We start from the raw sequence: 26,416 nt of genomic DNA, 5'->3' as shown, positions 1-26,416 counted from the left end.
TTCTAATACAGTTTCTTCTATATTAAAAACTATTTTCGGGTAACCTAAAACATTAATATGTATAAATGACTAACTCGCCATCGATATAATTTCCTAAATAAACATCTGAAACATCGACCTTTTGCTTTTTCAATTCTTCTTCGACCCAATCTTCATCTTTTTTTATTGATTCCAATTCATCATAGTCAATTTTCCCATCCAAAATGATTGGATAACGCAAACTGTCTTCATCTTTCATAATGATAGTCAACATACCATTACGTTCAAAAACGGCCCGCTTAACATTTCGGATATCCATCACGCCAGACTGACGGAGCTTAAATGACAGGTCATTGGCAGATAAGCCATTTTTCAGTGCTAAATCTACATCGATGTGACCATTTTTGACAATTACTTTGGGGGTACCTTCAACTACCTTCTTAAAAATATTATTGTGGTTGGTCAAAAATTTTGCTACAAAAACGACCATCGTCCAAATCAGCAAGACCAAAGCAAATTGCAAAATCGTGATGCTTGAATTGTAAATCATACCACCGACGATACCACCAAGAACGTAGTTTTGAAGTTGATCAATCGCACTTGTAGGTGCAATGTTGCCTCGTCCAAAGAGATTGATTTGTAGAACCATGAATAGGAAACCGATAATAAATTTTAAAGTTAAATCTCCGTAATTTAAATCCATCATTTCACCTACTTTTTAATCAATTTAATTTGTTTTGTGCTGACAATACCAGCTTCACTTAACGTAAAACTAGTTTGATTGTCGTCGAAACTAACTTTGTAAATTTTAGAACCAGCTTTAATCAGCATTCCTTCAGTCAAACTGGAACTATTGGAATAGACTTTTTTCAAGGAGACATCTTGATCCTTGGCAATTGATTTCATTAATTCCAACGTTTGCGAATTTTTATTGCTGACATCAAGTTGTTGTTCATAATTGTTATAGTTGATTCCTAAAAACAATAAAATTCCTAAAACAAAAATAATCAACAAATCACGATATTTATTGTCCGACCTATTTTTGAAATACAAAAAAGCCGTGACTAGGATTGCTAAAGCTAAAACTAAGGTTCCAATAATGAACATGAAATTGGGTTGGTCACTATGATTGGTTATATATTGATACGAATAAAAATCCATTTATATCCCTTCAATCATTTATTAATTTACATTTAGTATACCAAAAAGCCCATTTAAAGGCTTTTCAAACGCCTCCAACCCGAACAAAGCATAAAAAATAGCCCAGCAATCTTAAAAGTGATTGTTGAGCTATTTTGCCGATTTATTTTTGCCAGGGAAATTTCAAACTAATATTTTTATTGAATTTTTCTTGTTGCAATAATTTTTGCAAACGTTCCGATTGGCGGTCATTATATCCGCTGCAGACAAATTCCGCCTCATCTGTATCTGGTACCACGGTTGGCAAAACTACATTTTTATCCGTTACCACAAAACTAGAAAAACAAGTCAATCCCAAAAATCTCTTACCAGTTTTTAGATGCTCGCCGATAATTTTCGTAAAAACTTCGATTGAACGAGTGCCCACTCCTGAAACATAAGATTCAGTACACATCGAATCCTGCAGTTTAAATGGCAAGATAAAATTAACTTGGTCGATTGAAGCTGTGACCGTCTCGATTCGAGCCACTCTAGAAGCCGAAATCGACGAATTATCGTCAATCGTCATCAAGGTTTTGCCACCAAAGACGGTGTCATGCTCATTCAAATCTGATGAGAAAACGCGATGATTGCTGATTGAGAGCGTATCGCTGCATTTTATAGTTTTCATTCACTGTTTCTCCTTATAAAAAATGAGCCATAACCTCCCAAAAGGAATTATGACCCGAAAATTTATGATCCCTCCCGGAATCGAACCGGGGACCTACTGCTTAGGAGGCAGTTGCTCTATCCTGCTGAGCCAAGGGACCAATAAAACACACTTTCTATTTTAACGCAAAATGCCAATTGAAAGTGTGCCAAATTAAATTTACTATTTCTTATTGAATTTACGTTTTCCCTTGTTCTTTTGGTCACGTAAACGTTTTTTAGATTTAGTGTTAGTTGATTGCGACTTAGAAGTATGATGACGTTTGTTCTTATCAAAGACAGGTTTCTTAGTCAATTGCCCTTCGTGACCAACATACATCTTTGTAACAGGAGATTCGATCATCTCTTGAAGATTACGCATATCATGGCTGTTACCAAAGGTAATAACTGAGCCACTCTTACCCATTCGGCCAGTCCGACCAGCACGGTGCACGTATTCACTGTTATCTCGAGGAATCATATAATTAATAATCATATTGATATCATCAATATCCATCCCACGAGCAGCCACATCCGTCGTTAAGAGCAGATTGACCTTTTTACTGGAGAATAGTTGCAAAACAGTTTTACGTTGCTGAGAAGACATCTTACTGTCCAAAACAACGAAATTAGTCTTATTGTGGTTCATATCGCTGACAGTTTTGTGAAGCGAACGGGAATTATTGAAAAAGACGATTCCCAAGAATTTCTTGCTGTGTGCCAACTCACGTAAAATGGCGTTCTTGACGAATTCATTATTCGCATCGACGAAGTAATGCTTGATTCCGGCCGTGTAAGTCGTGTCATGTCTTTGATCGATCACTAAGAAATCTTGACCGAACCACTTGTGCATATCTTGAAAGATGTCATTGCCAGTAGCTGAGAAGAAAGTCATTTGCACATCAGCGGGCATTTGCGAGATAATCTTACGAACGCTCTCTAATTTAGATTCATTCAACATTTCATCAGCTTCATCGACAATGACAGTGTTGATCTTGCCTAACTTAACTTTGCGACTTTCAGTCAATTCATTCAAACGACCTAAGGTTGCCACAATGATTTCAGGCTTTTCCTTCAATTTCTTCAATTGACGAGTTGGATTAGCACCACCAGTCAAAGCCTGAACTTTGCAGTCGACCAATTTAGCAAGTGGTTGGATAACATCCCTAACCTGCATTGCTAATTCCTGCGATGGCTCTAAAATCAAAACTTGCAGTCCATCTTTAGGAACTAAAGTCTCTAACATTGGCATCACGAAGCCTAAAGTTTTCCCTGAACCAGTTGGTGCCATCGCTACTAAATCTTTGCCCTCTTTAAAAGGCATGTAAACAGCATCTTGAATCTTTGTTAAAGCTTCAAAATGATTTTGTTTAAAATAATCCTGATATAATTTTGGTATTTCCAATTTTATTTTTCCTCATCTGCATCAAAAACAAGTCCAGCACTAGTTCTGGCTTGCTCTAAAACTTTATTTACAATTCTAGCGTACTTTAACAGATTTTCATAAGTTTCTTTATCATTTTCAGTAATTATTTTTGCAAATACTTTAGCTTCAGCGTCCATCGGGTTGCTGCTCTTGACTGTTGGAATATCAGTAATATTTCTGTTGTCGTCGGCCCAATCCAGATGATTGATGTCGCCACCATTATCAAGAATCAAAGTATCCTTGCCAAAGTAGATTTCTGAAGACATGTAAGAATTTTTAGTCTTGCCAATAATAATATTAACGTCAAAATCAGAATACTTGAGTGTTAAACTACCGCTGCCGTCGATACCTGATTCAATAATTTCAGGCGTATATTGGACCCTTTCTGGTTGACCGAACAAAACTACGGCATCGTAGACGGTATATACTCCTAAATCATATAGGGCGCCACCAGAAAACTTGGTCGTGAAAATATTAGGATTTTGGCCTGCTAAATAAGCGTCATAACGACTGGAATACTTCATATAAGAAAACGTTGCGCCAGTAATATCTTTTTGATGCTTTGAAACGACTTCTTGAATCTTCTTGAAAATAGGTTCGTGAATGTGTCTAGCAGCCTCAAACAAGTAAACTCCCTTAGAATGTGCCAGCTCATCCAAAATTGAGAACTCTCTAACTGTTGATGTGCTTGGCTTTTCAACAATAACATTCTTGTTGTTTTCGATTGCCTTTTTTGCTTCTGGAAAATGCAATGCATTAGGTGAAGCGATATAAACAGTGTCAAAATTTCTTTGGAAAAATTTATCCATGTCCGTGTCGATTTGGATATCACTCTTGTTTATATCATCAAGAAACTTTTGCGCCTTAGTTTCCGTACGTGAATAAACGTTGGTTAATGAAAAAGTTTCGGTTTCATCAATTGCTTTAATAAATTGTTCTGTAATGCCACTAGTACCAATTATTCCTAAACTAATCATAAAATCACCTCTGTTTCTAATTCTACTTAAATGTAAGCGCAATTACCACAAAAAAAGTTTTTTCTCAATATCAATATGGTATATAATTTTATTCTATACCATTAAAAGGGGAGTTTTACTTTTATGAACGATGAAACAGACAAGTTCAGCCTGAAAAGAGACCTCGGTTTCTTTCCCGCTTTATCTACAGTAATGGGTCTGGTCATTGGTGGCGGTGTCTTCTTTAAAATTTCAAGTGTCACGCAAGCGACCGGATCAGCCAGTTTAACCATCTTTGTCTGGTTGCTCGCTGGTTTCATTACTATCAATGCTGGACTGACAATTGCTGAATTAGCTTCAGCACTACCAGTTGCAGGGGGAATTTATAAATATATTGAATATATCTATGGTAAAGTTCCAGCCTTTTTATTAGCTTGGGCTCAATCGGTAATCTATTATCCTGCCGGAATTTCCGCTCTTTCGATTATTTTTGCCACACAAGTTATGAATCTTTGCAATCTTCCTAGCACTTGGCAAATTCCAATAGCTATTTCATTAGCTGTCTTCTTATATTTAGTCAACTTATTAGGAGCTAAAGTTGGTGGACGAATTCAATCGATTTCTTTAATTGCTAAATTGATACCGATTGTATTGATTATTGTTGTTGGTATCTTTACGCCGACATCCAATAACATCTCGCTTTTTCCTATCACTTCCGGAAGTCATCCTAACTTTTGGTCTTCAATGGGTGGAGGCTTGTTAGCAACAATGTTTGCCTTTGACGGCTGGATGAATGTTGGTAATTTAGCTGGAGAAATGAAGAAGCCTGAAAAAGATCTTTCTAAATCAATTATTGTGGGACTATTCTTCATCACTTTGATTTACGTCCTAATCAGCTTTGTCTTTATCAAGGCTCTACCATTTGATTTGATTCCTGGAAATCAAAATACTGCTTCTGAAGCAGCCATCAGGATTTTTGGTAATATTGGTGGAAAAATCGTAACAATTGGAATCTTAATTTCAGTCTTTGGTTCAGTCAACGGCTACACAATGACTGGTTCACGTGTCAGCTATACTTTAGGTGCTGATGACGAAATCGTCTTTGCCAAACACTTCGCCAAATTGACGAAACATACACGAGTTCCTGCTTTTGCCGGTTTGATTCAAACAATCATTGCGATTGCCATGATTTTCATGGGCAGTTTTGATTATCTGACCGACATGCTGGTTTTCGTTATGTGGATTTTTTCAATGATGATGTTCGTTGGAGTCTTCATTTTAAGACGCAGCGAGCCTGACTTGAAACGTCCCTATAAAATCAATTTCTATCCGATTCCACCAATTATTGCTTTAATCGGTGGTGCTTACATCATCATCTCGACCTTGCTTCGCCAACCGGGATTAGCATTTATGGGAATAGGAATCACGCTTTTAGGATTGCCAGTTTACTACATTCACTATTTACATAAAAAAAGATTATCCAAATAAATAATTAAGCACTTCTTGAATTGAAATTTGTCATTCAAGAAGTGCTTTTTATATTGCTTTATCCAAAACGACAATTTTTACTTATTGTTAAAAATGGCGATTTTTCAATTGGAAGATTATACTCATTTTGAGTATCCAGATTCTAATTGAAAATAAAAGCTAGGCGGCGTGTTTTCATGAAAGTCCAATTCAAAAACAACTTTGAAAAGCGATTGGTTTTAACAACTTTAAAAATACAAAAGCTTTTGATTTATCGTATCATCCAAAAAACGCTTCTTTTGATTTTTCCATTTGCCTTATTTGGCAGTTTCATTAAGATTATTCAGACAATCATTATTGGTAAAGAGGGTTTCTTAACTGACGTCTTCCCTAGCCTAGGCAATGACTTTATTTTCCGTCAAGTCGACAACATGGCTAACGTCTTATATAACCTCTCTTTAGGTTGGGTCTCGGTGATTGCTATTTTTGGTGCTGCTAAATACACCGCTAAATACTACCGACGCGATGACCAATTAGCGGGAATTACTGCTATCAGTGCCCTTTTAATTGTTGATTACGTCTATTCTAAAGTACAGCCATTTTCTTTTCACCCTGCCATTTTAGGGATGCGTGGTTTATTATTTGCTATTATTTTAGGAATCTTCGTCGGTTGGCTCTTTAAAAAATTCAGTCGTCCTATTCCAGAAACCAGTCACGTCAATAATATTTTGGAACGAACCTTCATTTCTTTGAAACCAATCATCACTACTTTGATTTTAGCAATGGTCTTTAGCATCTTGATCAATGTTACTTATTATTCACAAGCACCAGGAAACTTTATCAATTCGTTATCCAGTGAATACACCACTTCAAATGATTGGCTGCAACTCTTTAAAACACTGATTTTTTCAGTTTATACAATTATCATGTCGTTTTTAGGTTGGTCAGGAACTTACTCCGCTTTAGGAGTTGAAAAGATGGATGTCCTCTCGACTGCTAACTTGAATTACGCACTGCAAAAACATACCGCCTGGAACGCACCCAATCCTTTCACGAGTGCTACCTTATACCATGCTTTTGCGACCTTTGGTGGGACGGGTTCGATTCTTGGCTTGCTCATAGCGATTTTGATAATTTCCAAGGACAAGGATTTTCAAACGGTGGCTCACTGGGCTATGGTTCCGACTATCTTCAATATTGGCGATGGTTTGATGTCCGGTATTCCTATTTTATTCAATGTCATCTTTTTGATACCATTTATCCTTGCTCCAATTGCAAACATGCTCATGGCAGCACTTGCGATTGCCCTGCATTTGATGCCGCCAAGCGTTTATCCGGTTCCGATTGGAACTCCAGGTCCCTTGATTGCCTTTGTTGGGACTAATGGCAGCTGGCAGGCTCTCATCTTCTCTGTCATTGCCATAATTATTTCAGTATACATTTATATACCATTCGTTAAAATGGCCGTCAAAGTTAAATTACTGGACAATTTAGGGCTTGAAGAAGGTGCATACTAATGCCAAGACACAATTTGAAAAAAAACAAGAACTTCAAGTATTTGATTGCACTGGCAATTATTTTAATTTTGCTGGGAATCCCGTCATACATTTGGACCAGAAAAAACGTTTCGACTTTAGCTGGACGCTACAATTCGCCAATGTCTCCTATCATCATGATTCCCGGCAGCAGCGCGACTGCTTCTAGATTTGACGACTTAGTTAAAACTGTCAACCGCCAGACTGGCGAACATCATAGCCTGATAAAATTAACCGTCCATACTGACGATAAAATCACTTATACTGGCAGTTTGCGGCCTAATGATCAACGACCTTTTATCGTTGTTGGCTTTGAGAACAATTCTGACGGCTATGCGAACATAAAAAAACAAGCTGCTTGGTTCAATATCGCTTTTAACAAACTTAAACAGCGCTATCAATTCAACAGCTTTAATGCTTTTGGACATTCAAATGGTGGACTCGTTTGGACATACTTTTTAGAAGATTACTTCGACGACTCATCAATTTCCATCAATAAAATGCTGACTGTTGGTACGCCCTATAACTTTGAAGAAACTAATCCAGTCAATCATACGCAAATGTTAAATGAACTAATCAAAAAGCGGGAAAAGATTCCAAGCAATTTAACCTATTACTCAATTGCGGGCACCAAACTTTATACCGACGATGGTATCGTACCTTTAGGTAGCGTTGATGCTGGAAAGTATATTTATGAAGACCAAATCAAGCGTTATACTTTAATCACTTTGACCGGCTCCAAGGCTGAGCATTCTGATATGCTTGATAGCAATCAATTCATTAACATTTTTGAACAATATATCGTGGAAAATGGCAATAATAACACTCCTAATAAGAATCCTAAAAAGAACCGTTATAATAAGGAATAAAGCGTCGTTACGCCATAAACTATCAACACAGCCGCAAAAATCAAACTGGCAATCAAAGCAATCAAGGCTAACAAAAGTGGACTTGATTGTTTTTTGATATTATTAAAATATTCCTTTGAGATAAAGATTTGCCAAATGGCAATTCCGATTGCACCGATACCAAATATTGCTTGCATATTACTTCTCCTTATAAGCGAATTGCCCTCAACTCCTGCTCAATTTTCAACCTAATATTAATAAATTTATATCCTGAAAGCAAAAAAATTGATTCCCCAACTAAAAGAATCAATTTTTTTATTTCAACTTAAGTTGCGTTACAGATTCGATGTGATTTGTCATTGGGAACATATCAACTGGCGTAACATCGCCAATCTCATAAGTATCGCTCAAGGCTTCTAAATCACGTGCTAAAGTAGCAGGATTGCAACTGATGTAGACGATTTTCTTTGGTTTGATATTCTTCAATGAACCAATCAAAGAACTAGCCAAACCTTTACGTGGAGGATCGACCATCAAAACATCGACTGACATATCGTTTTTGGCCCATTCATCCAAGACATCTTCTGTCTTGCCAACGATAAAATCAGCGTTATTGATACCATTCAACTTGGCATTCTTGTCAGCATCTTTAACGGCATCTTCGATTACTTCGATACCAGTCACATGCTTTGCTTTATCAGCCAATGATAAGCCAATTGTTCCGATACCAGAATAAGCATCGACAACATTTTCTTTGCCAGTCAATTCAGCCTTATCAATTGCCATCTTGTAAAGATTTTGAGTTTGAACTGGGTTTACTTGGTAAAAAGATCGTGGAGAAATTCGGTAAGTATTACCCAAAATCTCATCATCGATATACTTCTTGCCACCCAAGAGAGTCATCTTTTGACCAAAGATAACATTGGTATTCTTTGAATTAACGTTGAGATATAGTGACTTAACTTCAGCATTATCTAGGATTTCTTTAGTGATGTCCTTGTAATGAGAAATATCAGGTGTTCTGGAAACCAAAACGACCATCATTTCACCTGTAAAGTAAGCACGACGAACCATGATAGTTCTGATTTGACCCTTTTGATTCTTTTCATCGTAGCCACGAACGTTATATTTACGTAAAATATCACGCACACGTAAGATTTCAGCATCAATCTTAGGATCTTGAATCAAGAAGTTTTCCATTGGTACTAAATCATGCGAACGACGACGATAAAAACCAGTTGTCAATTTGCCATCGATTTGTCTAACAGGAACTTGTGCTTTATTACGATAATTAAATGGTGAGTCCATTCCTAAAGTTTGATTGACTGTAACATCTTTTAGGCCAATCTTACTGAAGTCAGTTACGACTTGATTACGTTTGAATTCAAGTTGTTTATCGTACTTTAAATGACTCAAAGGAGCAATTCCTGTTTGAGCATAAACGGCATCAATATCATGTACACGATCTGGAGATTCTTTAAGAACCTCTAACGTTCTTGCAAAGCCAAAATTCTTATTAACTCGTGTGATGACCGCATTAACTTTTTCACCGGGCAAAGCATTGTCCACAAATAATGTGAAGTCGTCTACTTTAGCGACACCCTTGCCTTCGTATGAGAGATCTTCAATCTCTAATTCTATTTTTTGGTTCTTTTTTAAATTCGGTTTGTCCATTTTTCACCTATACATAGAAAAAAGAAGTGCTCAAAATTGATACACTTCTCAATTCTTTTTTATTTGTTCTCTTTATCGAGATTCTTTTCTTCTTCGATAATTTTTTCACCAGCATCTTTTTCACTAAGAGTTGATGTATCAATTGCTTTGAGAGGTATAGAATCAACATTTGCATAAATATTCAGATGATTATGTAAATTGGTAAATTCCATTGGGGCATCTCCACCATATTCACCATCCAAGTTAACCATCACCCGATTATCATCATTAGCTTTGACGCTAATTTTTTTAGTCTTCGTATAGATAACTTTGGGATTATAAACGTGACGACCGCCGTTCAAGACTAAGGCAATCAGATGAACTAAGTCTCTTAAATTAGTCTCTTTGACGATAATCAGTGAAAATGTTCCATCACCAATAACAGAGTCAGGGGCAATTTGTTCCATCCCACCAATCGAATTAGTTAATCCTATCAGAAACATGGTTGCTTTACCATCAAAAACTCCATCATCGTATTCAATATGCATGTCAATTGGACTGATTCGAGGCAACAATTCCGCGCCCTTAACCAAATAAGCCAAGTAACCCAAAATTGATTTATAAGCTGAAGGTACTTCGTAAGTTAACTCCGTCATCGAACCGCCACCGGCAATATTAATAAAATATTTCTCGCCAGCTTGCCCGATATCGACAGGTAACTTTTGACCTTTCAAAATAACTTTTGCTGCATCAACGACATCATCACGCGGGATTTTTAAAGCTCGTGCATAATCGTTAGTGGTTCCTGCAGGAATGATGGCCACCTCTGGACGTTTATCCAAATCAGCGATTCCATTGACGACCTCATTGATCGTACCATCTCCACCAGCAGCAACGACAAGTTCAAATCCCTCTTTTGCTACTCGTCTGGCTTCATTTTTAGCTGAATTTTTTTTCGGTGTAGTTCGGTAAGCACTAGCCTCATAACCAGCTTTTTCAATAATATTTAAAATATCTCCAACATTACTGTTCATGGTCTCGTGACCTGAAGTTGGATTATAAATCAGTCTAGCACGCATATCTTTCCCTCACTAACGACTCTTTAACTCTTCCATCAAAAGCTTATTAGCAACCTTAGGGTTAGCTTGACCATGTGTTTGCTTCATGATTTGACCAATCAAGAAACCAACGGCACGATCTTTACCATTCTTGAAGTCATCGATTGATTGTTGATTATTATCAAGAATATTCAAAATCATTGGCTTCAAGACAGCTGGATCAGATTCTTGGACAAGTCCCTTTTCTTTGACCCATTTTTCTGGTTCTGTACCATTGCTGATAGTTTCTTGGAAGACCTTTTTGGCAATCTTAGAAGAAATTGTTCCGTTAGAAATCAAATTGATCATCTTAGCCAAATGTTCAGGCGTCAACTTAGTATCTAACAAACCAATTTTATTTTCATTCAAATAACCATTAACTTCACCCATCAACCAGTTAGAAACTAGTTTTGGATTAGCTTTGTATTCAACAGCTTCATCGAAGAAATCAGACATTTCCTTAGTATCTGTCAAGACGCCAGCATCATATTCAGGAATTCCTAGTTCATTGATATAACGCTTGCGACGCTTTTCAGCAGTTTCAGGCAAAGTAGCTTTGATTTCTGCAACCCATTCTGGAGAAATATCAAAATCAGGCAAGTCAGGTTCTGGGAAGTAACGATAATCATCAGCACCAGACTTAACACGCATTAAGAATGTTTCACCAGTCTTTTCATCAAAACGTCTTGTTTCTTGGCCAATCGTACCACCTTGTTTTAAGATAGCAGCTTGACGTTTCTCTTCATAAGCAAGACCTAATTTAACGTGGTTGAAAGAGTTCAAGTTCTTCAATTCGACTTTAGTACCATAAGTATCTGAGCCGACTGGACGTATTGAAATATTTGTATCAACACGCATTGAACCTTCTTCCATCTTAACATCAGAAGCACCAGTAAATTGAACAATCTTACGTAAGTTCTCAAGATATTGGTAAGCTTCTTCAGGAGAATGCATATCAGGTTTTGAAACAATTTCAATCAATGGTGTACCTTGACGGTTCAAATCAACATAAGAGTAGCCGTTGTTACCGTGGGTATTTTTACCAGCATCTTCTTCGACGTGAAGTTCTTCGACACCGATTTTCTTCTTCTTGCCATCAACTTCAATTTCGATATAGCCATCGTGTCCTAATGGCTTATCTTGTTGAGTAATTTGGTAAGCCTTAGGATTATCTGGGTAGAAATAGTTCTTACGGTCAAAGTGAGTGTGGTGTTCAATTTCAGCATTTAAAGCTAAAGCGACCATCAAACCTAGACGATAACCATTTTTATTTACAGTTGGTAATGTTCCTGGAAAACCAAAGTCAATCACATTGGTATTGATATTAGATTCAGCACCATACGCAACTGGTGAAGGACTGTACATTTTGGACTTTGTCTTTAATTCAACGTGAACTTCTAGTCCGATAGTTGTTTCAAAATTCATTAGTCTTCCCCCTTAAGTGCAGTAGGTATTTTTTCGTAAAATTTATTTTCTTCTTGAAGTGCATAAGCAGCATTGAAGACATCTTGTTCAGCAAATGGACGACCAATGATTTGCAATCCAACAGGTAAACCGTCTGCCAAGCCTGCAGGAACTGAAGCAGCTGGAAGACCAGCTAAGTTAGCAGGAATTGTCAAAATATCATTCATATACATAGCCAATGGGTCATCAACTTTTTCACCAATCTTGAAAGCAGGTGTTGTCGTTGAAGGTCCCATAATTAAATCATAGTCTTTTAAGACATCATTCATTTCATTAATAAAAATAGTTCTAACTTGAGCAGCCTTCTTAAAGTAAGCATCGTAAGCACCAGCTGATAAAGCAAATGTACCTAACATAATACGACGTTTAACTTCATCGCCGAAACCTTCAGAACGTGAATTAACGAAGAGTTCCTTAATGTTCTTAACATCTTTAGCACGATAACCATATCTAACTCCATCATATCTTTGAAGGTTAGATGAAGCTTCACTAGATGCCAAGACATAATAAACTTCAACCGCATGCTTCAAAGTTGGTAAACTAACTTCTTCAACAGTTGCGCCCATCTTCTTGTAAGCATCGAGTGCTTCGTTAACGTTCTTCAAAACATCAGGGTTTGTTCCTTCATGCCAGAATTCCTTAGGAACAGCAATCTTAACGCCTGTCATGTCCTTATTTAAGTTAGCACGATAGTCAGGAACTTCTTTTTCTGAACTTGTTGAATCGTGGTCATCATGACCAGCAATCACTGACAAGACTTGTGCTGAATCTTCAACACGTTTTGACATAACGCCGACTTGATCAAGACTTGATGCAAAGGCAATAACGCCCCAACGTGACACACGTCCATAAGTAGGTTTGATACCAAAGATACCATTAAAAGCTGAAGGTTGTCTGATTGAACCACCAGTATCAGTACCTAAAGCAGCAACAACTTCACCAGAAGCAACAGCTGCAGCAGAACCACCAGATGAACCACCAGGAACGCGGCTTAAGTCCCAAGGATTAACGACGGTTCCAAAGTAAGAAGTTTCAGTTGATGAACCCATAGCAAATTCATCCAAATTAGTTTTACCGATATTAACAGCACCGGCATTTTCCAATTTTTCTAGAACTGTAGCACTGTAAACAGGCATGAAATTGTACAAGATTTTACTTGCAGCAGTAGTTTTGATGCCATTGCTGACAATATTATCTTTGATAGCAATAGGAATACCAGATAATGGTCCTTTAATTCCAGCTTCATCGACTTTTTGTGCATCTTCAGGTGCCTTGTCATTAACAGTGATGAAAGTATTGAGTTTCTTTTCGTTAGCGTTGATTTTTTCAATAGCTTGATCAGCTAACTCTTTAGCAGTCACTTCTTTGTTAACTAATTTATCATGCAAAGAAGCAATTGTTTCCTTCTTGATATCCACTATTCATCGTCCTCCTTGTCAACAATCGTTGGAACTTTAATAAGGTTGTTATCAGTTTCGGGAACATTTTTAAGCATTTGTTCTCTAGTTTGAGTACGAATTCCCTTATCTTCACGGAAGACAGTTTTAGTGTCGCCCATGTTGTATGTAGGTTCGATGCCAGTTGTGTCAACGCTGGACAATTTACTTTCCATGCCAACGATTTTATCCAATTGACTAACGAAGCTATCAACTTCATCAGCTTCAAATTTCAAATTAGCCAATTTGGCAACGTGTAAAATTTCATCTTTTGAAATCATAAGTTTCTCCTTTTTAATCTGCATCATAAACGTGTGAATAGAATTTGCCATTAGTACGTGTAACGACTGATTGTTGTTCATCAACAGTTTGAATATTAATATCTAAATCTGCTCCAGATGGTAAATACTTAGTTGCACTTTGTTGAACAAATTGTGTGAAACTAGTTACCTGAGCCAAACCATCAAATTGTGTATTAATTGTCACATCTAACGACTTGAGATCAGTACCATCATAGTGTGCCTGAGCAGTTACTCCAGAAAGATTAGGGAAGTAATCTTGAATGTGATCCTTGAAGTTAGAAAAGGCATCAGAATCGCTGCTGCTAATGGCCGTATCGCCATTAACGGTTGGTAACATTTGATTCTTGTAATCTAAATTAGACCAACTTCCAAGGTCGCCACTCTTACTTACCGCATATTGGAAATAAGTCCCACCAACTAAAGTATCTTCAGGGGCCACAGAATATAATCCCACGACAATCGGAATATTGCCAACTTTATTGTCCTTACGTAAACGCTTGACAACTTCTTTAGCAATTTTTTCACCCTGTTCTTTTTGCTCTTCAGTTGAAATAGTGGTCTTATAAGTAGCACCATATTGTTTCTTTTGGTAATAGTCAATTTTATTCATCGCAATACCAATTGACATACCGGCTAATTTATATTTTCCATCTTGTTTTTGAAGATAATCCTCTTCGAGCATTTGTTGGAAATACATTGGAGCACGCTTGTCTTCAGCCTTAGAACCATTCGACTTTGGATTTAGTCCTGTCGGATTTTTCTTAGTTTTTCTGTCTAACCAGTTATTAACAGTGCTGGCAGACAAAACCTGTCCTTCTTGGAAAACATACGAATTAGTCGAAAATTGTTTTTTCGACAACTTCATCAAGCCACTTTCAAAGCTACGACTATTGAACTGATTACTATTATCAGCAGCAGTCAAGCCTGAAATTGCACTTGTCTTGTATTTTCCTCCACTCAATAAAACATCATAACTACTTGAATCAGACGTCGATGTGGTCTGAACGGAGCTCTTTGATGAACTTCCACTACCAGATGATAAAGTTGAATCTTGTAAATTACCACAGGCAGACAACAAAAGTGCACACATTAGTAGTAACGACGTAGTTTTTAAGAATTTTTTCAAATCTGTTTCTCCTACTCTTTGGCATCATCCAAATAATCAGACAATGTTGCTTCATCAATAATCTGCGTTCCTAATTGTTGAGCTTTAGTTAGCTTGCTACCAGCTTTTGTTCCTGCAATCAACAGATCAGTCTTTTTAGTAACTGAACCTGTGACTTTAGCACCGAGATCCACCAACTTCTGCGACAATTCTGAACGTTTATAATTTTCCAATGTTCCGGTTATAACAATTATTTTATCAGTAAAGTGTACATTTGTTTCATTAGAATTTGAACTACCAATAAAATTCATATTAATATTTACTGATTTTAGTTCATTTATCAACTTTTTAACATCATCATTTGCAAAATAAGTTGAAATACTGTCGGCAATAATTTCACCCATAGTATTCACGCTTAAAATTTCGTCCGTTGATGCTGCCATCAAATTATCTAAGTTGCCAAAATGTTCTGCCAGAATTCGACCAGCTTTGGCACCGACATGACGGATTCCTAAACCAAAAATCAAGCGTTCAACTGAATTACTCTTAGAATTATCAATTGCTGTCAATAAGTTGTTGATTGACTTCTCCTTGAAACCATCTAAAGTATTCAAGTCGTCAGCTGTCAATTTGTAAATATCAGCAACATCTTGAACTAACTTCTTAGTATACAACTGTTCAATAATTTTAGGACCTAATCCATCAATATTCATTGCATTTCGTGAAGCAAAATGCGTTAATTGCTCTTTAACTTGAGCTGGACACTTAGGATTGATACATCTTAAAGCTACTTCATCTTCAAGGTGAATCAATTTTGAATTGCAATATGGACAGTGAGTAGGGATTTGTGCTGGTTTAGAATCTTTAGGACGTTTATCTAAAACGACTTGAGAAACCTCTGGAATAATATCGCCCGCTTTATGCAGCAAGACGGTATCGCCAATTCTAATATCTTTTTGCTTAATCATATCTTCATTGTGCAAAGTTGCTCTTGCAACAGTCGTACCCGCTAAACTAACTGGATTCATCACCGCTGTTGGCGTCAACACTCCAGTTCGCCCAATCGTCCAAGTAATATCTAAGACTTTTGATTGAGCTTGTTCAGGTGGGAATTTATAAGCTATTTCCCAACGAGGAACTTTAACGGTATTGCCTAAATCTCTTTGAAGACCTAAATCGTTGACCTTCAAAACGACGCCATCGATTCCATAATCCAAACTGTCACGTAATTCTCCAAAGTGCTCAATGTAATCTTTAACGCCCTTTAAGCCAGTAGTTACTTTAGCCGTAGGATTAACGTTAAAACCTAATTCTTTTAAAGTCTCTAAAGCATCATGTTGGGTTGGAACATTCAAATCATCAAAAGTTACGATCGTATACATAAAAGTTGCCAATTTACGAGAAGCCGTAATTTTAGGGTCTAATTGTCTTAAACTACCAGCAGCCGCATTTCTTGGATTAGCAAAAACTTGATGGCCATCTTTTTCACGTGCTTGATTCAAGCGTAAAAATTCCTTTTTTGACATGAAACATTCGCCACGAACTTCAAAGGAAAGTGGACGACTCAATTTTTGTGGAACATCAGCAATCGTTTTAACATTTTCGGTAACATTTTCACCGATTGTTCCGTTACCACGAGTTGAGCCTTGAACTAAGATACCATTTTCATAAATCAACGATAATGATAAACCATCAATTTTTAATTCAACATTATAATCTACTTCATGTCCAACATTTTTTTCAATTCGATCGTTAAATTCTGCTAATTCAGCTTCAGAAAAGACATCCCCCATTGAAAGCATGGGAATATCGTGAGTAACTTTATTGAAATCAGGCAAGGTAACGTCACCGACTTGTTGAGAAGGTGAATCTGGCGTTACCAATTCGGGATACATTTGTTCCAATTCCAAAAGACGATTATAAAGTTTATCGTAAACATTATCTTCGACCGCAGGCGCGTCCTTGGTGTAATAATCTTCACGCCACTTGTTCAATTGTGGACGAATCTTTTCCAATTCTTGACTAACTTGTTCTTTTGTCAAATCTGCCATGTTTCCACCTCTTAATCAGTAACTTTTTTAATTGGTGCATATTCAGCTAACAGACGCTTAACGCCTTCACTCTTAAAGGCAATATCTAGTTCAGCATTCTTGCCTGCACCATTAACTTTAACGACTGTTCCTTGACCCCATTTTTTGTGATCGACTTTATCGCCAACATTCCAACTTAATTTTTCAGCACCGGAAGCACCTTTTGACTTCAAAGTTGGTGACTTAAAGGAAGCCGTTGTTGCTGCAGCAAAGCGATTTTGTCTTCTATTAGGTCTATTGTTTCTGCCTGCACTTGAGACATTGCCAACATTGCTGTTCACTGGGTCGATTGCGTCATCCTTAATTTCTTCAACGAATCTTGAAGTAGGATTATTTTGTAGACGGCCATAAAGCATCCGACTGACGGCATTAGTTAAGTAAAGTTTCTTTTCAGCACGAGTAATTCCAACGTAAGCCAAACGACGTTCCTCTTCAAGATCGTCTTCTTTAAGAAGCGAACGACCTAATGGGAAGATTCCCTCTTCCATTCCAACTAAGAAGACAACTGGAAATTCCAATCCCTTAGCAGCATGTAAAGTCATCAGTGTTACTTCTTTTTGGTCTTCCTCTAAATCATCCTGGTCACTAACTAAGGACAATTCCGTTAAGAAAGTTGTTAAACGAGTTTCATCCACTTCTGGATCTGGTTCATAGCTTTGGTCGAATTGAGTTGTAACAGTTAAAAGTTCTTCAATATTTTCCACACGAGCTTGTGATTCCAAATTATTTTGTTGTTTTAAATCTTCTACATAACCAGAATCTTCCAATAAGTGGTCCATCAAAACTGTCATTGATTGGTCTTGAGCTAACTTAGTCAAATTGTCGATTACTTTAGCAAAGTCACCGATTTTTTTTCGAGGACGAGCTGATAAAGGCGACAATTCAATATTTTCAGCTGCTTCTAATAGCGACCAGCCATGTTCGTCAGCGTAATTTTGAAGCTTGTCTACTGTTCCTGGACCAATTCCACGTTTAGGGCTGTTGATAACTCGTTGAAAACTCATTGAATCATCGTGATTAGCCACTAAACGCAAATAGGCCATAACATCTTTAATTTCTTTTCGATCGTAGAACTTATGTCCACCAACAATCTTATAAGGAATATTAGCTTGAAGCAATTCCTCTTCAAACGTACGTGATTGAGCATTTGTTCGATAAAGAACAGCAAAATCACCATAATTGAAACCTTCTAATAGGAGGTTTTTGATTTGGTCGACGACGTAGAGTGCTTCATCAGATTCATTTTGACCACGATAAAACTTAATCTTGTCGCCCTCTTTATTGTCAGTCCAAAGCTCTTTAGGTTTGCGATTGCCGTTATTATTAATAACTTCGTTCGCAGCCTTTAAAATAGTTTTCGTTGAACGATAATTTTGTTCCAGTTTAATCGTCGTTGCTTCAGGATAATCTTTTTCAAAATTCATAATGTTTTGAATGTTTGCTCCACGCCAACCGTAAATACTCTGATCAGCATCACCAACTACGCAGACATTACGATATTTAGCACCTAATTGTTTGACCAATTTATATTGAGCTTCATTGGTATCTTGATATTCATCGACGTGAATGTATTGGAATTTTTCTTGATACTTTTCCAAAACGTCAGGATTTTCTTCGAATAACTGATTGGTCTGCATAATCAAATCGTCAAAATCAAGTGAATTATTGCGATCCATTTCTTTGGCATAGGCATCATAAACATTAGCAGCCGTTTGTTCATATGGCGAAGCAGCTACTTGGGCAAATTCAGCTGGTGTCTGCAATTCATTCTTGGCGTTACTGATAGTTCCTAATAGTGCTCTTGGATCATAACGTTTAGGGTCCAAATTCATTCTGACCAAAATTTGTTTCATCAATGTTCTCTGTTCACTAGGATCAGCGATGGTGAAACTCTTGGACTTCCCCAACTTATCAATATCTCTTCTTAAAATTCTTACACAAAGAGAGTGGAAAGTTGAGACCCAAACGTCATTGGCAGATTCATCGAGTAATTTGCCAATTCTTTCTTTCATTTCTTTAGCAGCCTTATTAGTAAAGGTAATTGCTAAAATATGCCAAGGCATAATATTTTTTTCTTCAATTAAAAAGGCTACGCGGTGAGTTAAAACACGTGTTTTACCAGAACCGGCGCCAGCCATAATTAAGAGTGGTCCTTGTGTTGCCTTAACTGCATCTTGTTGCTCCGGGTTAAGACCTTTTAACATAGTATCGTCCAATTTAAAAATACCTCAAATCTTTGTGTAAAAAAATTTAGTTGTGCTTAAAATAGCTGTTTATATTGTAGCAAATTTTTCATGTTAGAGCGAAAAAGGTACTACGGTTTTTTGGTGGACAGAAAAAGATGTTTTACCTTTATTTGAACTCTCGTTGGAGAGTTCATAGGTAAAACATCTTTTTTTATTTTTTGATTTAATTTGTTTTTAAGAGTGAATCACTTTACTTACTTTTTTGGGTGAACGGCGTGCTTCTTTGTTGCATGGTGGAAACGAGTTACACAAGGGCAACCCATTCCGGTTAAATCTACTCGCTTCTTTGCTGCATAGTGGAAACGAGTTACGACGGGGCAACTCACTGCACCTAAGGCTATTTTATTCTTACTTTTTGGGGTAAACTACACGCACCTTTGCCGCATAGTGGAAACGAGTTACGCAAGGGCAACCCATTCCGGTTAAGTCTAATATCTCGGGCGGTTGTTTCACAACCACCTGAGATATTGGTCTTAATCCTCGTGGGCTGACCGCCCTTGCTTCACTCTCTATTCTAATCCCACTCTCTTAAATATCTCATCCACATTTCTCAAATGCCAATGATAATCAAACGCATCATCTAAATCTTCATCGCTCAATTTATCTGTAACTCTCTTATCATTTTCTAGCATGGTTCTAAAGTCTTTCTTTTCATCCCAAGCTTTAGCTGTCATTGGTTGCACGATGTCATAGGCTTCTTCTCTGGAATATCCGGACTCTACTAGTTTCAATAAGACTCTTTGTGAGTAAATTAAGCCATGTGTGATGTTCATGTCTTCTAACATCTTATCTGGAAAGACTGTTAAATCTTTTGTGATTTTTGTAAATCTTCTCAAGATGTAATCTAACAATTCGGTTGTATCTGGAATAATGATTCTTTCGGCTGAACTGTGAGAGATGTCTCTTTCATGCCATAATGGCATATCTTCAAGAGCTGTAAAGGCGTGGCCTCTGATTACTCTTGCTAAACCAGTCACATTTTCTGAACCGATTGGGTTTCTCTTATGTGGCATAGCACTGGAACCTTTTTGTCCAGCAGCAAAATATTCTTCAGCTTCTCTAACTTCAGTTCTTTGCAAGTGACGTACTTCAAGTGCAAATCGTTCAATTGATGTGGCTATTAAGGCCATTGTTTGAATGTATTCAGCATGGAGGTCACGTGGTAGGACTTGTGTGGATATTTCTTGAGCACGGATGCCCAATTTATCACAGACGAATTTTTCTACACTGGTTGGAACATTAGCATAACTACCAACGGCACCACTGATTTTTCCAGCTTCTACGCCTTTAGCTGCGTGGTCGAAACGTTCGATGTCACGTTTGATTTCAGAATACCAGTTAGCTAATACCAAACCAAAAGTTGTTGGTTCAGCGTGCACTCCGTGAGTTCTACCAATCATTGGCGTGTCTTTATATTGCAAAGCTTTTTGTTTAACTACTTCGAGAAATTCATTGAGATCTTCACGAATAATATCATTAGCTTGCTTCATCAAGTATCCATAAGCTGTATCAACAACATCAGTTGATGTAAGTCCAAAGTGGACCCACTTTCTTTCTGGTCCAAGGTAACGTGAAACATCTCTTGTAAAAGCAACTACATCATGCTTAGTTTCTTTTTCAATTTCAGCAATCTCAGAAACGTCAAACTTAGCATTTTGAGCAATTAGTTTAGCATCTTCAGCAGGAATTTCTCCTTCTTTGCTCCAGCCTTCAACGGCAGCAATTTCTACTTCAAGCCAAGCCTGAAATCTGTTTTGGTCAGTCCAAATTGGTTTCATTTGTTCAGTTACATATCTATCAATCATGAATTATTCTACTCTCCAAATATTAGTTGTTAAGATATCATTTTTTAATTCTTCGACATCGTCTGAGAAAATTGAAATATATCCGACATCTCGGTCGGCTTGATTCTTAGCTTTAAAACCTGTGTAATAGTTAAATTTCCATTGAGCTTTTTCTTGCAATAAGTCCAAACTCTGAGGCAAATTGCCTTCAATAATCTTTAAGCTCGCTGCATTGACCATGGGAAATATTTCGGGAATCGGCCAATCGCAGATGGCTCTGATATGTAATTCAAATTGTGAAATACCAGTTGCTTCTTGATAAACATTTGCTGAATAATCGATTCCTGGGAAAATGCGTTTGACGTATAAAACCCCAGTTTGCGATAGGATAAATCCGATTCCAAAGATTCCTACATAATCGATATTTTCAGCTACCATCAAAGCAACTCTTTGCATCTCGGCTTCCACATCAGGATCATTCTTTTTATAAATAAAAGAACTCATCAGATGCGTGCCATCATAAATTTCTTTGATCATTGGAAAAGTATGGATTTTTTTATCCTTACTCTTACTGACCATAATAGAATATTCATCTTGTTTATCAATCCAAGCTTCCAAAATGTATGTTCCGTCTTTCAACAATCTTTGGACGCGTGACACATCTTCATCATTGTACAGAATATGACGTTTCAAAATATCTTGGTTGTTTTGAATTGGTTTTAAAATACAGGGAAAACCGATTTCTTCGACTGCCTTTTTTACATCGTCGACAGTTACGATCGAGAAAAATGGTGGAACGTTAATATTCAAATCGTTCAAAAATGTTCGCTCAATATACTGATCTTGAGCAATTTCTAGCAGATTTGCTCCCTGAGCAACATTAAAATTCTCGCCCAGCTGTTTCAAAAGACTGCTATCAAAATCTTCATCCATATAAAGAATCAGATCACTTCTATTGCCCAACTCATTTAGATTATCGAGATTTTCCAACGTACCGACCAAAAAGCTGTCAGCTGCTTGTGTCGCAATATCATTTTCTTCGTCGGTCAAAAGCATGGTTCTAAAGCCCATTCTTTTAGCTTCTAATTCAAAAATATATGTTTCACTGCCTCCGCCTATTATGCCTAACGTTTTACCGGGCGCAATAAAAGTCATAATTCCACCTTCTCATTACTAATCGTCTTCTTCTTCAAAGACCACTTGTCCATTATCAAAAGCCTTGATACGAGCTAATGAATAAATTGGAGTTCCTGATTTATCAATCATTTGTCTTCCCTTTTGGAAGGACTTTTCGATTACGATACCAATACCGGCTAAAGTTGCTCCGGCATCTTCAATAATTGTATTCAAGCCATTTACAGCTTGACCATTAGCTAAGAAATCATCAATGATCAATACTTTGTCACTGCTGGATAAGTATTTTTTAGCAATACTAATGTGATTTGAAGTCTTCTTCGTAAATGAATAAACTTCTGATGTATATAGATCATCGCTCAATGTTACTGATTTGTGCTTTCTAGCAAATACTACTGGAACTTGAAATTTCAAGCCTGTCATGACGGCTGGAGCGATACCTGAAGATTCAACAGTTAAAATCTTGTTGATACCGGAATCCTTGAAGTGCTTGTAAAATTCCTCGCCCATTTTTTCCATTAACATTGGGTCAACTTGATGGTTCAAAAAGCTATCAACTTTAAGCACATCTTTGCCTAAAACTCGACCATCGGTTCTGATTCTTTCTTCTAATTCCTTCATTGCGTTCTCCCTATTTAATAGAATAATTAGAGTCTATCATACTTTGTTTTTCACTTGATACCTTCATCGTACTTTTTAAGATTATATTTTTGGATAATCCGAATAATTTTACTTGTATATCCAGGATCAGTCGCATATCCGTCAGTTTGAAGAGCAACGGCAGCATCAATATAATTTTTGGATTGCAACACTTGCTTGTACTGTTGCGGGTTCCAGGTCGTACCATCAACAAGTAATTTTGTATGATCTTTCATCGACTCACGAAAATCCGAATAAACCCGAAAGCGTCCGTTGATGGTAGTCCACTGACCGTTAGTGTACTCTTTAGTTTGCAAAACCTTGGTATTATTAGGATTTTCTCCCTTAATACCAAAATAATTATTGTACTTGCTAGCCAAAGTACTATTTCCCCAATCACTCTCTAAAATTGCTTGGGCAATTGTAATACTTGGTAGAACTCCATATTGCTTACCTAATTCCATTGCATATGGGGCAACCTTTTTTACAAAGTCATTACGTTCTTGTTGGACCATTTCAACTTGTGCTTCGTTCTTATATTGGACATATCTCCTGTATCCAAAAAAACTGATAACAAACACTGCAACGATTGCTATTAAGATAATAGTTGTTGTATTATTCTTTTTTTTGCTACGCTTGCGCCGATAACGACGATGAGTCCTGTATCTCCTTTTTTGTGACAATTGATCTATCCTTTGTAGTTTATTAATACTAATTATAGCGGATATTCTTGAACTTTTTGTGATTTGAAACAGAAATTTAAAATTTGCTTAGATAATCAAAACAGCCATTTTATTTGTTTATTTTTTGCATAAATCAGCCAAGATACTAAGGCTAATAGTTCTAAAATTGCGGAAAAATAGGAAAATACTCTTGTAGCCAAAACCAGTCGCAATCACTGCCGCTAAAACTGGACCAAGAACATTTCCAAAAGCTTGGGCTGATTGATTGTAACTAAAAATCCGTCCAAAGACCGATTGAGGAACGCTCTGAACTGTCAAAACCTGAATCGATGGAATCAAGGCAGCATCAGATATTCCTAAAATGAATCTCAAAATCAATAGTTCCCAAACATTTTGAACCAAGCTGGTCAAAGTCAAACAAACTACCGCTGACATTAAGAAGATAATCATACACTTCAACGCACCTAATCGATCAATCAGCCTACCAACGCTATTTGCCATCATTATCGTGGCCAAGCCTGGTGCCGCTGAGACGATTCCGGTTAACATGACTAATTGACTCGAATCAACATTCAATTCTTTAACTAATAAACTAATCAAAGGCGTAATTGCATTTGTTGTCGCTTGAACAGCTAATAATGAACCGAATAAGGCAATAAAAAATCCAGCACCAATTTTTTTCATAACTGGCAGTGCTGGTTGTAATTTTTCCTTAGAAATAGGTATAAAGTTTTCCTTAACTCCAAATAGAGTTGTTAAAAATACCAGCAACATTAAAAAACTGGCTGTAAAAAGGGAACCTCGATAACCGACTAAAGTTACTAAAATACTCCCGATAATCGGTCCAACTAATGTGCCGGTAATATCGCCTGTAATCAATTTGCTCATAACTCGTCCTCTAATGCCTTTTGGTGCGGAAACAGACATTAAAGCATTAGCATTATTGATGTATCCTGAAAAAGCTCCCTGAAGGCCACGAAAGAATAATAAGAACCAGACGTTTGGTGCAATTCCCACCATAAAAATAGTCATCGTCATAGCCCCACAAGCACGTAAGCACATCAATTTGCGACCCTTTAAATCTGCTAAGCGACCCCAGAATGGCGATACAATTGCTTTACACAAATAAGTTATTGAAAAGGCTGCTGCTCCTAAGAGATTCAATTCTGTTCGATTAAAATTTCCTAACGTATTGATAAACAAGACAATAAACGGCATTGTCATTGCATTGCACAAGCCAACTATTAAACTGCCAAACCACAAAATTCTAAAATTTCTTTGCCAACCATTTTGCATTATTTATCCTCAATTCTTATTTTTAAGTAACAATAATAACCTTGGATTGTTTAGTTAACGTAAATTTAATGTAAATTTTTGGTAAATTTGGGTACTAAAAAAAGCTAACCCGAATGGGTTAGCTTTTTGCTCAAAGTTTATTAATTAGTCCTTAACAACGTTTGAAGCTTGTGGGCCACGATCGCTATCTTCGATATCGAATGTTACAGATTGTCCTTCTTCAAGGGTCTTGTAACCTTCACCTTGGATTGCTGAGAAGTGAACAAATACGTCACTACCATCTTCGCGTGTAATAAAACCATAGCCTTTTTCTGCGTTAAACCATTTAACTGTTCCGTGTTCCATCAGACTATTCCTCCTGATAACTAAATATTTATTTTTGTGCATTATTTCGTGGTACATCATGGAAGAAAGTCTAAAATACGAAACATTCAAACCATTCGAACCATTCACCATTCAAAAATACAACTCTTATATTAACATGATTGATGAACTATTACAATCGGCATAGTGTAAAGTTTCCTTTACAATTACTTAAATTTCAACATTTTTAACATAAGGAATCGAATTTTGCGCTCCCTTAGTCTGTACGGTAATGGATGAGGCCTTGCTAGCAAATTGCATAGCTTCCTCAACATTACCCAAATCGGAATCTAGTTTCGAAGCTAAATATCCAATAAATGTATCACCAGCGGCTGTAGTATCAACTGTGTTAACTTTATAGGCGTCAACGAATCCATTTTTTCCAGGTTGTGAATAAAACGATCCCCTGTCACCAACGGTTATTATAACATTGTTTATACCCATTGTATGTAATTTATTTGCAGCTTTTACCATAGAATTCTCATCTGTGACCTTAATTCCTGTAATCGCTTCCGCCTCTGTTTCGTTGGGAACGATGATATCACTGAGTTTCAGCAATTCTTCAGGAATATCAGTTTTAGCTGGAGCTGGATTTAAAATTGTTAAAACATTATTTTCTTTAGCAATTTCAAAGGCACGTTTTGATGCTTCCATGGGCGTTTCAAACTCAGTAATCAAACAATCAGCGTTTGCAATCGTTTCTTTAGCATTTTCGACATCTTTGATTGAAATAGTTTGATTGGCACCACCATAAATCAAAATACTATTTTGACCATTGTCATCTAACAAAATATATGCTTGGCCAGTTCCAGCCTTTTCATCCTTTGTGACATGATCCAAGTTTAAGCCATCAAACTTAAAAGTATCGAGCATAAAGTCAGCTGTTCGATCTTGACCGATTTTTGCAATAAACGAAGTGTCGGCACCAGCACGTACGGCTGCAATAGCCTGATTGGCTCCCTTTCCACCACCAGCAGTGGAACGATTATGCATTGCCATTGTTTCGCCAGGTAAAGGCAAGCGAGCAATATTTAAAATAATATCAACATTTATGGAACCTAAGACAACAATTTTTTTCATATTTAA

General features: G+C 37.0%; 24 protein-coding genes and 1 tRNA gene. 3 read left to right on the top strand and 22 right to left on the bottom strand.

Annotation, left to right across the window (positions count from 1 at the left end):
- Nucleotides 1–52: 52 nt before the first annotated feature.
- The 6 genes from FHL06_RS05995 to FHL06_RS05970 form a co-directional block, all read right to left on the bottom strand.
- Nucleotides 53–682: a DUF421 domain-containing protein gene (locus FHL06_RS05995; protein WP_153385322.1), complete on the bottom strand. Its 630-nt coding sequence runs from the start codon at nt 680–682 to the stop codon at nt 53–55.
- A gap of 8 nt (nt 683–690) precedes the next feature.
- A complete protein-coding gene (locus FHL06_RS05990; RefSeq protein WP_153385321.1) occupies nt 691–1,140 on the bottom strand; it encodes a DUF3290 family protein in 450 nt (149 codons plus the stop codon).
- 142 nt (nt 1,141–1,282) lie between these two features.
- Nucleotides 1,283–1,789 carry an acyl-CoA thioesterase gene (locus tag FHL06_RS05985; RefSeq protein WP_153385320.1) on the bottom strand — a complete coding sequence of 169 codons (507 nt, stop codon included), beginning with the start codon at nt 1,787–1,789 and terminating at the stop codon, nt 1,283–1,285.
- Nucleotides 1,790–1,854: 65 nt separating this feature from the next.
- Nucleotides 1,855–1,928 (bottom strand) — tRNA-Arg (locus tag FHL06_RS05980).
- A gap of 62 nt (nt 1,929–1,990) precedes the next feature.
- Nucleotides 1,991–3,211: a DEAD/DEAH box helicase gene (locus tag FHL06_RS05975; protein WP_153385319.1), complete on the bottom strand. Its 1,221-nt coding sequence runs from the start codon at nt 3,209–3,211 to the stop codon at nt 1,991–1,993.
- Between the two features lie 2 nt (nt 3,212–3,213).
- On the bottom strand, nt 3,214–4,209 hold the full coding sequence (locus tag FHL06_RS05970; protein WP_153385318.1) for a Gfo/Idh/MocA family protein: 996 nt from the start codon (nt 4,207–4,209) through the stop codon (nt 3,214–3,216).
- A gap of 123 nt (nt 4,210–4,332) precedes the next feature.
- Here FHL06_RS05970 and FHL06_RS05965 point away from each other — a divergent pair, with 123 nt between their 5' ends.
- The 3 genes from FHL06_RS05965 to FHL06_RS05955 all read left to right on the top strand — a co-directional run bounded on the left by FHL06_RS05965 (nt 4,333) and on the right by FHL06_RS05955 (nt 8,059).
- Nucleotides 4,333–5,676, top strand: coding sequence for an APC family permease (locus FHL06_RS05965; RefSeq protein ID WP_153385317.1), 1,344 nt, complete (start codon nt 4,333–4,335; stop codon nt 5,674–5,676).
- A 176-nt stretch (nt 5,677–5,852) separates the two neighbouring features.
- Complete coding sequence (locus tag FHL06_RS05960) at nt 5,853–7,172, top strand: PTS transporter subunit EIIC (RefSeq protein WP_153385316.1); 1,320 nt, start codon at nt 5,853–5,855, stop codon at nt 7,170–7,172.
- Entirely contained in the window at nt 7,172–8,059 is an 888-nt protein-coding gene (locus FHL06_RS05955; protein ID WP_153385315.1) for an alpha/beta hydrolase, read from the top strand. Before FHL06_RS05960 ends, FHL06_RS05955 begins: the two co-directional genes overlap by 1 nt.
- On the opposite strand, the gene FHL06_RS05950 is transcribed toward FHL06_RS05955, so the two are convergent.
- The 16 genes from FHL06_RS05950 to rbsK all read right to left on the bottom strand — a co-directional run bounded on the left by FHL06_RS05950 (nt 8,044) and on the right by rbsK (nt 26,410).
- The gene (locus tag FHL06_RS05950) at nt 8,044–8,235 is read right to left on the bottom strand and encodes a hypothetical protein (protein WP_153385314.1); all 192 of its coding nucleotides are present in this window, start codon (nt 8,233–8,235) and stop codon (nt 8,044–8,046) included. The genes FHL06_RS05955 and FHL06_RS05950 overlap by 16 nt on opposite strands.
- 118 nt (nt 8,236–8,353) lie before the next feature.
- Nucleotides 8,354–9,712: a 23S rRNA (uracil(1939)-C(5))-methyltransferase RlmD gene (rlmD, locus tag FHL06_RS05945; RefSeq protein ID WP_153385313.1), complete on the bottom strand. Its 1,359-nt coding sequence runs from the start codon at nt 9,710–9,712 to the stop codon at nt 8,354–8,356.
- 59 nt (nt 9,713–9,771) lie between these two features.
- Complete coding sequence (locus FHL06_RS05940; protein ID WP_153385312.1) at nt 9,772–10,770, bottom strand: diacylglycerol kinase; 999 nt, start codon at nt 10,768–10,770, stop codon at nt 9,772–9,774.
- Between the two features lie 12 nt (nt 10,771–10,782).
- Nucleotides 10,783–12,213 (bottom strand): Asp-tRNA(Asn)/Glu-tRNA(Gln) amidotransferase subunit GatB, encoded by a 1,431-nt coding sequence (gene gatB / locus FHL06_RS05935; RefSeq protein ID WP_153385311.1) that lies wholly within the window; start codon nt 12,211–12,213, stop codon nt 10,783–10,785.
- Nucleotides 12,213–13,670 (bottom strand): Asp-tRNA(Asn)/Glu-tRNA(Gln) amidotransferase subunit GatA, encoded by a 1,458-nt coding sequence (gene gatA, locus FHL06_RS05930; RefSeq protein WP_162000271.1) that lies wholly within the window; start codon nt 13,668–13,670, stop codon nt 12,213–12,215. The genes gatB and gatA overlap by 1 nt, the downstream gene beginning before the upstream one ends.
- Nucleotides 13,670–13,969: an Asp-tRNA(Asn)/Glu-tRNA(Gln) amidotransferase subunit GatC gene (gene gatC, locus FHL06_RS05925; protein ID WP_153385310.1), complete on the bottom strand. Its 300-nt coding sequence runs from the start codon at nt 13,967–13,969 to the stop codon at nt 13,670–13,672. Before gatC ends, gatA begins: the two co-directional genes overlap by 1 nt.
- A gap of 13 nt (nt 13,970–13,982) precedes the next feature.
- On the bottom strand, nt 13,983–15,116 hold the full coding sequence (locus tag FHL06_RS05920; RefSeq protein WP_153385309.1) for a CamS family sex pheromone protein: 1,134 nt from the start codon (nt 15,114–15,116) through the stop codon (nt 13,983–13,985).
- Between the two features lie 11 nt (nt 15,117–15,127).
- Nucleotides 15,128–17,146: an NAD-dependent DNA ligase LigA gene (ligA, locus tag FHL06_RS05915; protein ID WP_153385308.1), complete on the bottom strand. Its 2,019-nt coding sequence runs from the start codon at nt 17,144–17,146 to the stop codon at nt 15,128–15,130.
- Nucleotides 17,147–17,157: 11 nt separating this feature from the next.
- A complete protein-coding gene (gene pcrA, locus FHL06_RS05910; RefSeq protein ID WP_153385350.1) occupies nt 17,158–19,389 on the bottom strand; it encodes a DNA helicase PcrA in 2,232 nt (743 codons plus the stop codon).
- A gap of 551 nt (nt 19,390–19,940) precedes the next feature.
- Nucleotides 19,941–21,236 carry an adenylosuccinate lyase gene (gene purB / locus FHL06_RS05905; protein ID WP_153385307.1) on the bottom strand — a complete coding sequence of 432 codons (1,296 nt, stop codon included), beginning with the start codon at nt 21,234–21,236 and terminating at the stop codon, nt 19,941–19,943.
- 3 nt (nt 21,237–21,239) lie between these two features.
- Nucleotides 21,240–22,370 carry an ATP-grasp domain-containing protein gene (locus FHL06_RS05900; protein ID WP_153385306.1) on the bottom strand — a complete coding sequence of 377 codons (1,131 nt, stop codon included), beginning with the start codon at nt 22,368–22,370 and terminating at the stop codon, nt 21,240–21,242.
- A gap of 18 nt (nt 22,371–22,388) precedes the next feature.
- Nucleotides 22,389–22,970 carry a xanthine phosphoribosyltransferase gene (locus FHL06_RS05895; RefSeq protein ID WP_153385305.1) on the bottom strand — a complete coding sequence of 194 codons (582 nt, stop codon included), beginning with the start codon at nt 22,968–22,970 and terminating at the stop codon, nt 22,389–22,391.
- A gap of 50 nt (nt 22,971–23,020) precedes the next feature.
- Nucleotides 23,021–23,671 carry a glycoside hydrolase family 73 protein gene (locus FHL06_RS05890; RefSeq protein ID WP_153385304.1) on the bottom strand — a complete coding sequence of 217 codons (651 nt, stop codon included), beginning with the start codon at nt 23,669–23,671 and terminating at the stop codon, nt 23,021–23,023.
- Nucleotides 23,672–23,788: 117 nt separating this feature from the next.
- Nucleotides 23,789–24,967: an MFS transporter gene (locus FHL06_RS05885; RefSeq protein WP_238333969.1), complete on the bottom strand. Its 1,179-nt coding sequence runs from the start codon at nt 24,965–24,967 to the stop codon at nt 23,789–23,791.
- 144 nt (nt 24,968–25,111) lie between these two features.
- Nucleotides 25,112–25,312, bottom strand: coding sequence for a cold-shock protein (locus FHL06_RS05880; RefSeq protein ID WP_153385303.1), 201 nt, complete (start codon nt 25,310–25,312; stop codon nt 25,112–25,114).
- 189 nt (nt 25,313–25,501) lie between these two features.
- Nucleotides 25,502–26,410, bottom strand: coding sequence for a ribokinase (gene rbsK, locus FHL06_RS05875; protein ID WP_153385302.1), 909 nt, complete (start codon nt 26,408–26,410; stop codon nt 25,502–25,504).
- Nucleotides 26,411–26,416: the final 6 nt, after the last annotated feature.

It is taken from the genome of Companilactobacillus halodurans (assembly GCF_009600985.1).
GTDB lineage: Bacteria > Bacillota > Bacilli > Lactobacillales > Lactobacillaceae > Companilactobacillus > Companilactobacillus halodurans.
The sequence above is the reverse complement of the archived record's forward strand: the minus strand, read 5'-3'. Positions and strand labels throughout refer to the sequence as shown.

Excerpts from the sequence above, each read along its gene's own strand:
- FHL06_RS05895 (WP_153385305.1), bottom strand. The coding sequence starts at position 22,970 with ATGAAGGAATTAGAAGAAAGAATCAGAACCGATGGTCGAGTTTTAGGC.
- ligA (WP_153385308.1), bottom strand. The coding sequence starts at position 17,146 with ATGGCAGATTTGACAAAAGAACAAGTTAGTCAAGAATTGGAAAAGATT.
- FHL06_RS05985 (WP_153385320.1), bottom strand. The coding sequence starts at position 1,789 with ATGAAAACTATAAAATGCAGCGATACGCTCTCAATCAGCAATCATCGC.
- FHL06_RS05965 (WP_153385317.1), top strand. The coding sequence starts at position 4,333 with ATGAACGATGAAACAGACAAGTTCAGCCTGAAAAGAGACCTCGGTTTC.
- rbsK (WP_153385302.1), bottom strand. The coding sequence starts at position 26,410 with ATGAAAAAAATTGTTGTCTTAGGTTCCATAAATGTTGATATTATTTTA.
- gatB (WP_153385311.1), bottom strand. The coding sequence starts at position 12,213 with ATGAATTTTGAAACAACTATCGGACTAGAAGTTCACGTTGAATTAAAG.
- FHL06_RS05970 (WP_153385318.1), bottom strand. The coding sequence starts at position 4,209 with ATGATTAGTTTAGGAATAATTGGTACTAGTGGCATTACAGAACAATTT.
- FHL06_RS05955 (WP_153385315.1), top strand. The coding sequence starts at position 7,172 with ATGCCAAGACACAATTTGAAAAAAAACAAGAACTTCAAGTATTTGATT.
- FHL06_RS05885 (WP_238333969.1), bottom strand. The coding sequence starts at position 24,967 with ATGCAAAATGGTTGGCAAAGAAATTTTAGAATTTTGTGGTTTGGCAGT.
- FHL06_RS05990 (WP_153385321.1), bottom strand. The coding sequence starts at position 1,140 with ATGGATTTTTATTCGTATCAATATATAACCAATCATAGTGACCAACCC.
- FHL06_RS05940 (WP_153385312.1), bottom strand. The coding sequence starts at position 10,770 with ATGCGTGCTAGACTGATTTATAATCCAACTTCAGGTCACGAGACCATG.
- FHL06_RS05900 (WP_153385306.1), bottom strand. The coding sequence starts at position 22,370 with ATGACTTTTATTGCGCCCGGTAAAACGTTAGGCATAATAGGCGGAGGC.
- FHL06_RS05950 (WP_153385314.1), bottom strand. The coding sequence starts at position 8,235 with ATGCAAGCAATATTTGGTATCGGTGCAATCGGAATTGCCATTTGGCAA.
- rlmD (WP_153385313.1), bottom strand. The coding sequence starts at position 9,712 with ATGGACAAACCGAATTTAAAAAAGAACCAAAAAATAGAATTAGAGATT.
- purB (WP_153385307.1), bottom strand. The coding sequence starts at position 21,236 with ATGATTGATAGATATGTAACTGAACAAATGAAACCAATTTGGACTGAC.
- gatC (WP_153385310.1), bottom strand. The coding sequence starts at position 13,969 with ATGATTTCAAAAGATGAAATTTTACACGTTGCCAAATTGGCTAATTTG.
- FHL06_RS05995 (WP_153385322.1), bottom strand. The coding sequence starts at position 682 with ATGGATTTAAATTACGGAGATTTAACTTTAAAATTTATTATCGGTTTC.
- FHL06_RS05880 (WP_153385303.1), bottom strand. The coding sequence starts at position 25,312 with ATGGAACACGGAACAGTTAAATGGTTTAACGCAGAAAAAGGCTATGGT.
- FHL06_RS05960 (WP_153385316.1), top strand. The coding sequence starts at position 5,853 with ATGAAAGTCCAATTCAAAAACAACTTTGAAAAGCGATTGGTTTTAACA.
- pcrA (WP_153385350.1), bottom strand. The coding sequence starts at position 19,389 with ATGTTAAAAGGTCTTAACCCGGAGCAACAAGATGCAGTTAAGGCAACA.